Annotated in this window: 8 protein-coding genes; 1 reads left to right on the top strand and 7 read right to left on the bottom strand. The window is 72.9% G+C overall.

The features are described from left to right. The first annotated feature begins 53 nt into the window (after positions 1 to 53). Positions 54 to 782, top strand: a complete 729-nt coding sequence (locus tag IF54_RS0114610; protein ID WP_030318436.1) for a ZIP family metal transporter — start codon at positions 54 to 56, stop codon at positions 780 to 782. 104 nt (positions 783 to 886) lie between these two features. Here IF54_RS0114610 and cobI read toward each other — a convergent pair whose 3' ends face one another. The 7 genes from cobI to IF54_RS0114575 are packed head-to-tail and all read right to left on the bottom strand — an operon-like array spanning position 887 to position 11,757. Next, entirely contained in the window at positions 887 to 1,633 is a 747-nt protein-coding gene (gene cobI / locus IF54_RS0114605) for a precorrin-2 C(20)-methyltransferase (protein ID WP_030318434.1), read from the bottom strand. Continuing rightward, the gene (locus IF54_RS0114600) at positions 1,618 to 3,054 is read right to left on the bottom strand and encodes a cobyrinate a,c-diamide synthase (RefSeq protein ID WP_030318432.1); all 1,437 of its coding nucleotides are present in this window, start codon (positions 3,052 to 3,054) and stop codon (positions 1,618 to 1,620) included. Before IF54_RS0114600 ends, cobI begins: the two co-directional genes overlap by 16 nt. A 7-nt stretch (positions 3,055 to 3,061) precedes the next feature. Continuing rightward, entirely contained in the window at positions 3,062 to 3,661 is a 600-nt protein-coding gene (gene cobO / locus IF54_RS0114595; RefSeq protein WP_030318429.1) for a cob(I)yrinic acid a,c-diamide adenosyltransferase, read from the bottom strand. After that, positions 3,661 to 5,658, bottom strand: coding sequence for a putative cobaltochelatase (locus IF54_RS0114590; protein WP_030318426.1), 1,998 nt, complete (start codon positions 5,656 to 5,658; stop codon positions 3,661 to 3,663). Before IF54_RS0114590 ends, cobO begins: the two co-directional genes overlap by 1 nt. Further along, positions 5,655 to 9,311 (bottom strand): cobaltochelatase subunit CobN, encoded by a 3,657-nt coding sequence (gene cobN, locus IF54_RS0114585; RefSeq protein ID WP_030318424.1) that lies wholly within the window; start codon positions 9,309 to 9,311, stop codon positions 5,655 to 5,657. The genes IF54_RS0114590 and cobN overlap by 4 nt, the downstream gene beginning before the upstream one ends. After that, positions 9,308 to 10,816: a cobyric acid synthase gene (locus tag IF54_RS0114580; RefSeq protein WP_030318422.1), complete on the bottom strand. Its 1,509-nt coding sequence runs from the start codon at positions 10,814 to 10,816 to the stop codon at positions 9,308 to 9,310. Before IF54_RS0114580 ends, cobN begins: the two co-directional genes overlap by 4 nt. Beyond that, positions 10,813 to 11,757, bottom strand: a complete 945-nt coding sequence (locus IF54_RS0114575) for a cobalamin biosynthesis protein (protein WP_030318420.1) — start codon at positions 11,755 to 11,757, stop codon at positions 10,813 to 10,815. The genes IF54_RS0114580 and IF54_RS0114575 overlap by 4 nt, the downstream gene beginning before the upstream one ends. Positions 11,758 to 11,771 lie beyond the last annotated feature (14 nt).

Genomic DNA, 11,771 nt, shown 5'->3' with positions numbered 1-11,771 from the left:
CGGCCGGGTGGCCGGATGTGCGCGAACGCGGGTCGATCGGATACCAAGTCCCTATGGCGGTCTTCGTAGCGCTCGGCGCGTTCCTGATGACGCTGGCCGGCGGCTGGACGGCACAGCGCGTGACCGACCGCCGTCACCTGGTCCTGGGCCTGGCCGGCGGACTGATGCTCGGCGTGGTCGGCCTGGACCTGCTGCCGGAGGCCCTGCACGCGGCCGGCGACGAGGTCTTCGGCGTCCCCGCGGCCCTGCTCCTGTTCGTGGCCGGCTTCCTGCTGGCCCATCTGGTGGAACGCCTGCTGGCCGCCCGCCAGGCCGCGCACGGCGGCGGTGAGCACTCCCACCGGGTCCCCGAGGTGGGCCTGACGGCCGCGGCCGCGATGGTCGGTCACAGCGCGATGGACGGCGTGGCGATCGGCGCGGCCTTCCAGGTGGGCGGCGGCATGGGTACGGCGGTCGCGCTGGCCGTGGTCGCCCACGACTTCGCGGACGGCTTCAACACATACACGATCACGAGCCTGTACGGGAACGCCCGCCGACGGGCGCTGGTCATGCTGTGGGCGGACGCGGCGGCCCCGGTGCTGGGCGCCGCCTCGACGACGTTCGTGACCATCCCGGAGGGCCTGCTCGGCGGCTATCTCGGCCTCTTCGGCGGCGCGCTCCTCTACCTCGCCGCCGCCGAGATCCTCCCCGAGGCCCACCACGAACACCCCGCCCGCTCCACCCTGCTGTGCACGGTCGCCGGGGTGGGCTTCATCTGGCTGGTGGTGGGCCTTGCGGGCTGACCCGGCGGCATGCGGCTGGTGGTGGGGCCTGCGGCCCGACCCGGCGGTTTCCGGCTGGTGGTGGGGCCTGCGGGCCGACCCGGTGGCTCTGTCCGCGGCGGGGTTCACAACTTGCCACCCCGTGAGCCGTCCCGTCGCGCGGGCGCGATGAGGGTGGAGAGATACGGCAGCGGAGCCCCGTCGAGTTCGGCGGCCGGCCGGATGGACTCGCCGTCCATCCCCAGCGCCGATCCCCATACGGCGTCCTCGATCCGCCCGGTCTCCCGGAGCGCCTCGGCCACCTCGGCGGCCTGCCGCCCGAACTTGTAGGCGACGACAGTGCCGGGACCGGCGAGGGCGTCCTTCAGCACCGCGGCCCCCGCGGTCACGGGCACCAGCGTGAGCGGCTCGGTGCCCTCGGTCAGCACGGCGCCCGACCGTGCCGCGAGATCCTGCATGGCGGTGATGCCGGGCACGGTCTCGACGACCACGTCGGGCACGAGCTCGCCGATGGTGTGCGCGAGATAGGTGAAGGTGGAGTACACGTTGGGGTCCCCGATGGTGGCGAAGGCGACCGAACCGTGGACCCGCAGCAGCTCGGCGACCCGCTCGCCGGCGGCGTCCCAGGCGGCCTCGCGCCGGCTGTGGTCACTGCGCTCGTTGAGGGCGAACACGACCCGCAGGATCTTTTCCTGCGGCACGTAGTGCAGCACGGTGGCCTCGGCCCGACCCACCTCTCCCGTGTCCATGACCGGTACGACGACCACGTCGGCGGCGCGCAGGGCGTTGACGCCCTTGACGGTCACCAGCTCCGGATCCCCGGGCCCGACCCCGACCCCGATCAACCTGCTGCTGCTCATGACGTCCGGCACCTCTCCACGAACCGACGGGCGACACCGGGCTCCGAGGCCCAGTGCGTGTGCAGATAACTCGCGTGCACACCACGCTGTACGAAACCTTCGAGCCGCCGCCGGGGCGTCCGCACACCCCAGGCGGCGATGTCCCCGGCGCCGGGCTCGACCACGGTCCGGTGGAACTCGTGCCCCCGCATCCGGGTCCCGGCGACGGCCAGCGCACTGTCACTGACGGCGACGGCGTCCCGGTACCCGAGCGTGAGCGCCTCCGTCATCCGCGCCTCGGCGTCGAGCACCCCGCACATCGGCTGCCCGTCCAGCTCCCGGCACAGATACAGCAGCCCCGCACACTCGGCGGCGACGGGAGCGCCGGTCTCCGCGAGGGCGGCGACGGCTTTGCGGAGGGGTTCGTTGGCGGACAGCTCGGCGGCGAACACCTCGGGGAAACCGCCCCCGATGACCAACCCGCGCGTTCCGTCCGGCAGTTGCTCATCACGCAGCGGGTCGAAGACGACGACTTCGCCCCCGGCGGCGGCGAGCAGTTCGCTGTGCTCGGCGTAGGAGAAGGTGAAGGCGGGACCACCGGCGACGGCGACCACGGGAGCTGTCGAACCAGGCGTGCTCGAATCCAGCCCGTCCGGCGTCTGAGGAGGACGAGGCCCTTCGGGCCGATGGGGGTCTGGGGGCGCAGCCCCCAGGACCTCGGCCGCGTCCCAGGCCGCACAGGACAACGCACCGGCCCCCCGAGCAAGAGCCATAAGCCCCTCGAGATCGCACCCGGCACGCACCTGCTCCGCCATCGCCGCAACGGAGTCCACCGCCTCCGCCCGCCGCTCGGCGACCGGCACCAGCCCCAGATGCCGCGACGGCGTATCCACCTGCGCAGCCCGCCGCAACACCCCGAACACCGGCACCCCGGCCGACTCCAACGCCTCCCGCAACAACGCCTCGTGCCGATCGGACGCGACCTTGTTCAGGATCACGCCCCCGACCCGCACCTCCGGATCCCACGACGCGAACCCGTGCACCAGAGCCGCCACCGACCGGGACTGCGACGAGGCGTCCACCACCAGCACCACCGGCGCCCGCAGCAGCTTGGCGACCTGCGCGGTGGACGCCAGCTCACCCTCTCCCGCGGCCCCGTCGAACATCCCCATCACGCCCTCGACGACGGCGATGTCGGCCCCGCGCGCCCCGTGCAGGAACAGCGGAGCAATCAACTCCGGCCCGCACAGGTACGCGTCGAGATTCCGCCCCACCCGCCCGCTCGCGAGCGCGTGGTACCCGGGATCGATGTAGTCCGGCCCCACCTTGTGCGGGGACACGGCGAGCCCCCGCGCGGCGAACGCGGCCATCAGACCCGTGGCCACGGTGGTCTTGCCGCTGCCCGAGGAGGGCGCGGCGATGACCAGCCGGGGGACGGAGGACGAGGAACTCACGACGACATCACCACTCGATGCCCCTCTGGCCCTTCTGCCCGGCGTCCATCGGGTGCTTGACCTTGGACATGTCGGTGACGAGATCGGCGAACTCGACGAGCTTCTCGGGAGCGTTCCGTCCGGTGATCACCACATGCTGCGTCCCCGGCCGGTTCCGGAGCACCTCGACGACCTCATCGGTGTCCACCCACCCCCAGTGCATCGGGTAGGCGAACTCGTCGAGCACGTACAACTTGTACGTCTCGGCGGCGAGATCCCGCTTGACCTGCTCCCAGCCCTCCCGGGCCTTCTCCTCGTTGTCCATCTGAGCATCGCGCTGGACCCAGGACCAGCCCTCACCCATCTTGTGCCAGTCGACGGACCCGCCCTCGCCGCTCGCCCCGAGCACCCGCAGCGCGTTCTCCTCGCCGACCTTCCACTTCGCCGACTTGACGAACTGGAACACCCCGATGGGCCACCCCTGGTTCCAGGCCCGCAGCGCGAGCCCGAACGCGGCGGTCGACTTGCCCTTCCCGATCCCGGTGTGCACGACCACCAGCGGCCGGTTCCGGCGCTGACGGGTCGTCAGTCCGTCGTCCGGCACGACACTCGGCTGCCCCTGCGGCATTACGCGGCCCTCCTCTGTACGTCCTTCACCAGTCCGGCGATCGAGTCGGCCCGCAACTCGTCCAACGTCACCGCCGTACCGCCCAGTTCACCGGCGAGCTGCCCGGCGAGGCCCAGCCGCACGGGCCCGGACTCGCAGTCGACCACGACCGAGGCGACCCCCTCCGCCGCGAACAGCCGGGCCGCCCGCCCCGCGAGAGCGACCGGCTCGGGACCGCCGGTGGCCCGGCCGTCGGTCACCACGACGACGAGCGCCCGACGGGCGGGGTCCCGCAGCCGCTCCACCCGCAGCACCTCGTGCGCCCGCAGCAGCCCCGCCGCGAGCGGGGTGCGCCCACCGGTCGGCAGGGTCTCCAGCCGGGCCGCCGCCGCGTCCACCGACGAGGTCGGCGGCAGCGCCACCTCGCCGGTCGTCCCCCGGAAGGTCACCAGACCCACCTTGTCCCGCCGCTGGTACGCGTCGAGCAGCAGCGACAGCACGGCCCCTTTCACGGCGCTCATCCGCTGCCGTGCCGCCATCGACCCCGAGGCGTCGACGACGAACAGCACGAGATTGCCCTCGCGCCCCTCGCGCGTCGCCTGCCGCAGGTCGTCCCGCCGTACGACGAGACCGCGCCCCGACCGCCCGCGGGCCCGCTGATGCGGCGCCGCCGCCTGCACGGTGGCCGCCAAATGCAGTTTGGTGAGCGCCCCCTGAGGCCGCCGCGCCCCGGTGGTCCGCCCGTGCTCGGTCCGCGCTCGCGACCGCCGCCCGGCAACGCCGTCGCCGAGCCCGGGCACACTGAGCACCTTCGTCCGGAAGGGCTCGGAAGCCCGCGCCGCGGACTGCTCCCCGGAACCGGCCCCGGAAGGCTGCGGCTCGCCGCCCTCTCCGGCCTCCGGCTGAGCGCCGGACCCGCCCCCGTCGGCCTGCGGCCCGTCCGACGACGGCGGCTGCCCGCCGCCCCCACCGGGCCCGTCCGGATCCGGCTGGTCATCGTCGTCGGAGCCGCCGAACTCCTCCAGCGTCTCGTCGAGCCTGTCCTCGTCGAGACCCGGCGCGTCGAAGGGGTTGCGGCGCCTGCGGTGCGGCAGCGCGAGCAGCGCGGCCTGCCGTACGTCCTCCGCGAGCACGTCGGTCCGCCCGGCCCACGCGGCCAGCGCGGTCGCCGTGCGCGCCATCACGATGTCGGCCCGCATGCCGTCCACCTCGAACGCGGCACAGGTCGCCGCGATCTGCCGCAGCGCCCCGTCCCCGAGCCGCACCGACGGCAACAACTCCCGCGCCGCGACCACCCGTTGCCGTACGGCGGACTCCTCGGCCGCCCAACGGGCCGCGAACCCCGCCGGATCGTCGTCGTAGGCGAGCCTGCGCCGGACCACCTCCACCCGCTGGTCCGGCTCCCGCGAGGCCGCGACCTCGACGGTCAGCCCGAACCGGTCGAGCAACTGCGGCCGCAGCTCGCCCTCTTCGGGGTTCATCGTGCCGACCAGCAGGAACTTCGAGGCGTGCCGCACGGAGACGCCCTCGCGCTCGACGTACGACGCCCCCATCGCGGCGGCGTCGAGCAGCAGGTCGACCAGGTGGTCGTGGAGGAGGTTGACCTCGTCGACGTAGAGGATCCCGCGGTGCGCGTCCGCCAGGAGGCCCGGTTCGAAGGCCTTCACGCCCTCCGCGAGCGCCCGCTCGATGTCGAGGGCGCCGACGAGCCGGTCCTCGGAGGCGCCGACGGGCAGTTCGACCATGCGGGAGGGGCGCGTGGCGCCGCTGCCGGGCTCGTGCGGTCCGTCCGGGCACGACGGGTCCGGCGCGGCCGGGTCACAGGAGAAACGGCACCCGGCGACGACCGCCACCTCCGGCAGCAGCGCCGAGAGGGCCCGTACCGCCGTGGACTTGGCGGTGCCCTTCTCGCCGCGCACCAGCACCCCGCCGACCGCAGGCGAGACGGCGTTGAGCAGCAGCGCGAGCCGCAGGTCGTCCTGGCCGACAACGGCCGTGAAAGGGAAGGGGGTGGTCACTGGTCGTCGCCCTCCAGGTCGCCTTCGAGCTCCAGATAGGTGGCCCGCAGCCGCTCCAGCGTGTCGGCGTCCGGCTCGGCCCACAGTCCGCGGTCGGCCGCCTCCAGGAGCCGTTCCGTGATGCCCCGCAGCGCCCAGGGGTTGGACTTCTTCATGAAGTCCCGGTTCTCCGGGTCGAACACGTACTCCGCGCTGAGCTTCTCGTACATCCAGTCGTCCACGACCCCGGCGGTGGCGTCGTACCCGAAGAGGTAGTCCACGGTCGCCGCCATCTCGAAGGCGCCCTTGTAACCGTGCCGGCGCATGGCCGCCATCCAGCGCGGGTTGACCACCCGGGCCCGGAACACCCGGTGCGTCTCCTCGCCGAGCGTGCGCGTCTTCACCTGGTCCGGAGTCGCCGAATCGCCCACGTAGGCCTCGGGGTTGGCGCCCGTCAGGTGCCGCACCATGGCGACCATGCCGCCGTGATACTGGAAGTAGTCGTCGGCGTCGACCAGGTCGTGCTCCCGGGTGTCGACGTTCTTCGCGGCCACGTTGATCCGCCGGAACGCGGTCTCCATGTCCCCGCGCGCCGCCCGCCCGTCGAGCCCGCGCCCGTAGGCGTAGCCGCCCCACACCGCGTACACCTCGGCGAGGTCGGCGTCCGAACGCCAGTTGCGGGCGTCGATCAGCGGCAGCAGACCGGCCCCGTAGGCGCCCGGCTTGGACCCGAAGACCCGGGCCGTGGCCCGACGCCGGTCGCCGTGCTCGGCGGTGTCCTCGTCGGCGTGCGCCTTCACGAAGTTGCGGTCGGCGGGCTCGTCGAGGTCGGCGACCCTGCGCACCGCGTCGTCGATCAGCCCGACCACGTGCGGGAACGCGTCCCGGAAGAACCCGGAGATCCGCACGGTGACGTCGATGCGGGGCCGCCCGAGCTCCTCCAGGCCGATCACCTCGAACCCGGTCACCCGCCGCGAGGCCTCGTCCCACACCGGACGGCAGCCCAGCAGCGCCAGGATCTCGGCGATGTCGTCGCCCTGGGTACGCATCGCGGAGGTGCCCCAGACCGTCAGGCCGACGGACTTCGGGTACTCCCCGTTGTCGGCCAGGTACCGCTGCACCAGCGAGTCGGCGAGCGACTGCCCGACCTCCCAACTCAGCCTGGACGGGATGGCCTTGGGGTCGACGGAGTAGAAGTTCCGCCCGGTCGGCAGGACGTTGACGAGCCCGCGGGTCGGCGAGCCGGAGGGCCCGGCCGGGACGTAACCGCCGTCCAGTGCCCTGAGGATGTGGTCGATCTCGTCGGTGGTGCGGGCGAGCCGCGGCACGACCTCGTTGCAGGCGAACTCCAGCACGGCGATGCCGTCGGGGAGTTCGACACCGAGGACGCCGCGCAGGACGGCGGGGACGAGGGCGACGTCCCAGTGCCGTGCCTCCATCCCCTCCGCGACCCGCCGGCACAGCTGCTCCAGCAGGTCGATCGCGTCGGCGGCGGTACGGGACGGGCCCTCGACGAGGTCCGACAGCTCGACCGGGACCTTCACCGGCGCCCCCGGCTCGGCGAGCAACTCCTTCTCGTCAAGGCCGAAGTGGGCGGCGAACGAGGCCCGCAGACCCGGCAGGGCGTTCGCCTGCCCGCCCCACACCTGCGAGGCCCGCAGCACGGCGAGCACCAGGTTGACCCGGGCCTCGTCGACCGGCCCGCCACCGAGGATGTGCAGCCCGTCCCGGATCTGCACGTCCTTGATCTCGCACAGATAGCCGTCGATGTGCATGACGAACTCGTCGAAGTCGTCGTCGTCCGGCTGGTCCTCGACATGCAGGTCGTGGTGCAGCTCGGCCGCCTTGACCAGCGTCCAGATCTGCGCCCGCACGGCCGGCGCCTTCGTCGGGTCCAGGTCGGAGACGAGCGCGTACTCGTCGAGCAGCTGCTCCAGCTTGGCCAGGTCGCCGTAGGTGTCGGCCCGTGCCATCGGCGGCACCAGGTGGTCGACGACGGTGGCGTGCCCGCGCCGCTTGGCCTGGGTGCCCTCGCCCGGGTCGTTGACGATGAAGGGGTAGACCAGCGGCAGCTCACCGAGCACCGCGTCCGGCGCGCAACCCCCGCTCAGGCCGAGCCCCTTGCCCGGCAGCCACTCCATCGTGCCGTGCTTGCCCATGTGGACGACCGCGTCGGCGCCGAACGAGTTTTCCAGCCATCGGTAGGCGGCCATGTAGTGGTGCGACGGCGGCATGTCCGGGTCGTGGTAGATCGCGATCGGGTTCTCCCCGAAGCCGCGCGGCGGCTGGATCATCACGACGACGTTCCCGAACTGGAGGGAGGCCAGCACGATGTCGTCCCCGTCGACGTACAGCGAGCCCGGCGGCTCACCCCACGCCTCAAGCATCGCGTCCCGCAACGACGGGTCCAGCTTGTCGAACCACGCCTGGTAGTCGGCGAGCGGCACCCGCGCGGGCGCCGCGGCCAGCTGCTCCTCGGTGAGCCACTCGACGTCGTGGCCACCGGCGTTGATGAGCCGGTGGATCAGCTCGTCACCGTTGTCGGGATGCCCCTCGACCACGTACCCGGCGTCCCGCAGCGCGTCCAGCACCCGCACCGCCGAAGCGGGCGTGTCCAGCCCCACCGCGTTGCCGACCCGCGAGTGCTTGGTCGGGTACGCGGTGAAGACCAGCGCCAGCTTCTTCTCGGCGTTCGGTTTGTGCCGCAGCCTCGCGTGCCGAACGGCGATCCCGGCGACCCGCGCGGCCCGCTCCGGGTCGGCCACGTACACCGGGACGTCGTCGGGCCCCTGCTCCTTGAAGGAGAACGGCACGGTGATCAGCCGACCGTCGAACTCCGGGATCGCGACCTGCATGGCCGCGTCCATGGGGGAGAGGGCGGCGTCGGACTCGTCCCAGACCGCGCGGGACGACGTGAGGCAAAGCCCTTGCAGGACGGGCACGTTGAGGTCTGCGAGCGCCCCGATGTCCCACGCCTCCTCGTCACCGCCGGCCGACGCCTGCGAGGCGTGGGTGCCACCCGCGGCGAGGACGGTGGCGACGAGGGCGTCCGCCCGGCCGAGGATCTCGTAGAGCCCGGCGTCCGCCCCGCGCAGCGAACCGCAGTACACGGGAAGGGCGTTGGCCCCCTTCGCCTCGATCTGCTCGCACAGGGTGTCCACGAAGCCGGTGTTGCCGCTCAGTTCATGGGCCCGGTAGAAGAGCACGCCGACGACCGGCCGTCCCTCGACCCACGCGCGGTCGCCGTGGACGCCGAACTCCGGCATCTTCCGCGGCTCTTCGAACCCCTCACCGGTCAGCAGCACGGTGTCGGACAGGAACCGGGCGAGCTCCTCCAGGTTCGAGGGACCACCCTCCACGAGGTACTTCAGCGCCTCGGCCACCACACCCGCCGGCACCGACGACTCCGCCATCAGCTCGGCGTCCGGCACGGACTCCCCGCCGAGCAGCACGGTCGGGACGCCGGAGGCCTTCAGCGCGGCAAGACCGTCCTCCCAGGCCCGTTTGCCGCCGAGCAGCCGTACGACGGCGATGTCCGCGCCCTCGATCAGCGCCGGCAGCTCCTCCGCCACATCCACCCGGGTCGGATTGCCGATCCGGTAGTCGGCACCCCCGGCGGCCCGGGCCGCCAGCAGGTCCGTGTCGGCGGTCGACAACAACAACACTGTGCTCATGCGGGCGCTCCCGGTGGAATGAAAGGCAGTCCTTGCGGCGCGCCGGACTCGATGAGCCGCCACAGCGCGTCCGTGTCCGCGTGCTGTTCGATCAGGTCGCCGAGCCGGTCGAGCTGCTCCTCGCGCAGCGCGGCGAACGAGGTGTCGGGGGCGGGCACGAACCGGCGGCCCGCGGCGGCCGCCACCTCCCGCAGGAAGGCCCGCCGGAACCCGTCCGACTCCAGGGAGCCGTGCCAGTGCGTCCCCCAGGTCTGGCCGACCCGGCAGCCGTCCAGGAAGGGCTCCCCGCCCCCTACTCGGGCGACCCCGTGATGGATCTCGTACCCCTCGACCGGCTCCCCGAGGGCCTCGCCGACCGGCCGGGTGAGGGTCTTCTCCCGCGCGAACCGCACGCGGACGGGCAGCAGCCCGAGACCGTCGACCGAGCCGGCGCGCGATTCGACCTCGTCCTCGATGTGCTCGCCTAGGATCTGGAAGCCGCCGCAGATGCCGAGCACGGGCCGCCCCTCGGCGGCCCTGCGCGCGATGGCCTCCGCGAGGCCCCGCTCCCGCAGCCACTCCAGCGCGCGGACCGTTCCCCGCGTACCGGGGACGACTACGAGGTCGGCGTCGGCGAGTTCCTCCGCCCGGTCCACGAACCGCACCACGACACCCGGTTCGGCGGCCAGGGCGTCCACGTCGGTGAAGTTGGACATCAGCGGGATCGCGCAGACGGCGACCCGCAGCACGTCCTCACCCACCGGAGGGCTCACGGAGGACTCCCGGACGGTGCCCCGCAGGGACACCCGCAGTCCGTCCTCCTCGTCGATGCCGAGCCCGTGCCGGAAGGGCAGCACGCCGTACGTGTGCCGCCCGGTGAGCCCGTGGAGCATGTCGAGTCCGGGTTCCAGGAGGCTGACGTCCCCGCGGAACTTGTTGACGAGGAACCCGGCGACCAGCGCCTGGTCCTCGGGCGAGAGCAGCGCGACGGTCCCGAAGAAGGAGGCGAAGACGCCACCCCGGTCGATGTCCCCGACGACCAGCACCGGCAGCCCGGCATTGCGGGCGATGCCCATGTTCACGATGTCGGTCCGCCGGAGATTGATCTCCGCCGGACTTCCGGCCCCCTCACAGATCACCGCGTCATACGTGCCCCGCAACTCGGCGAGACAGTCGAGCACGGTCCCGAGCAACTGCTGCTGCCGCCCCCCGTGATAGCCGCGCGCGCTCAGCTCACCCACGGGCTTCCCGAGCAGCACGACCTGACTGCTCTGCTCCCCACCGGGCTTGAGCAGCACGGGATTCATCAGCGCGGTCGGCTCGACCCGGCAGGCCTGCGCCTGCATGGCCTGCGCCCGCCCGATCTCGGCACCCTCCCTCGTCACGAACGAGTTGAGGGACATGTTCTGCGCCTTGAACGGCGCGACCTTCACTCCCTGCCGCACCAGCCACCGGCAGATCCCGGCGGTCACGACGCTCTTCCCCGCGTCGGAGGTGGTGCCGGCGACGAGAAGCCCCCCGCTCATGCCGTACGTCCCTTCCGGATCAGCCGTGCGGCGACCGCACCGGCACCGAGTGCGAGCAGCCCGACCCGCCGCGACAGCCGTACGGCACGCTCGATGTCGTACGAGGCCACGGCGCGCCCTTCCCCGTTGAGCACGGGCCGGTGCTCGACCCGGCCCCCGTACGAGAGCGTCCCGCCGAGCCGCACCCCGAGCGCCCCCGCGAAAGAGGCCTCCACGGGCCCGGCGTTGGGGCTCGGATGCTTTCCGGCGTCCTCCCGCCACGCCCGCCGGGCACCCCGCGGATCCGCCCCGGCGACCGTCGCCAGTACGGCGGTCAGCCGTGCCCCCGGCCACCCGGCGAGGTCGTCGAGCCGAGCGGAACCCCAGCCGAAACGCCGGTAGCGGAGCGACTTGTGACCCACCATGGCGTCCAGCGTGTTGACGGCCCGGAACCCGAGCAGCCCCGGCACACCACCGACGGCACCCCACACGAGCGCGCCCACGACGGCGTCGGAGGTGTTCTCGGCGACGGACTCCACGACGGCCCGGGCGATCCCGTCGGCGTCGAGGGCCTGCGGATCCCGCCCGCACAGATGCGGCAGCCGCTCCCGGGCCGCCTCGACGTCCCCGGCCTCCAGCGCCCGCCCGATGAGCCGTGCCTCGCGGGCCAGCGAAGTCCCGCCCACGACGGCCCAGGTGGCGGCGGCGGTCAGCGCGACGGAAGCGGTACGGGACGGACGTACAAGATGCTGCGCCACGGCCCCGAGCCCCACCGCACCGCCCACGCACACGGCGGTGTGCAGCGCGCCCCAGCCCCGGTGGTCCCGCCACAGCACCCGTTCCACGGCACCCGCGGCCCGCCCGAACACGGCGACCGGGTGCCCGCGACGCGGGTCACCGAGCAGGAGGTCACCGATCAGACCGGCGGCGGCGCCGTACGCGAAAACGCGATCGGCACGCACCGGGTCAGCCGATC

Origin of the sequence: Streptomyces sp. NRRL B-3229, from assembly GCF_000719505.1 — a bacterium.
Lineage (GTDB): Bacteria > Actinomycetota > Actinomycetes > Streptomycetales > Streptomycetaceae > Streptomyces > Streptomyces griseorubiginosus.
Note: the sequence above shows the minus strand (reverse complement) of the source record. Positions and strands in the feature narration are given on the sequence as shown.

Excerpts from the sequence above, each read along its gene's own strand:
- IF54_RS0114610 (WP_030318436.1), top strand. The coding sequence starts at position 54 with ATGGCGGTCTTCGTAGCGCTCGGCGCGTTCCTGATGACGCTGGCCGGC.
- cobO (WP_030318429.1), bottom strand. The coding sequence starts at position 3,661 with ATGCCGCAGGGGCAGCCGAGTGTCGTGCCGGACGACGGACTGACGACC.
- cobN (WP_030318424.1), bottom strand. The coding sequence starts at position 9,311 with ATGAGCACAGTGTTGTTGTTGTCGACCGCCGACACGGACCTGCTGGCG.
- IF54_RS0114580 (WP_030318422.1), bottom strand. The coding sequence starts at position 10,816 with ATGAGCGGGGGGCTTCTCGTCGCCGGCACCACCTCCGACGCGGGGAAG.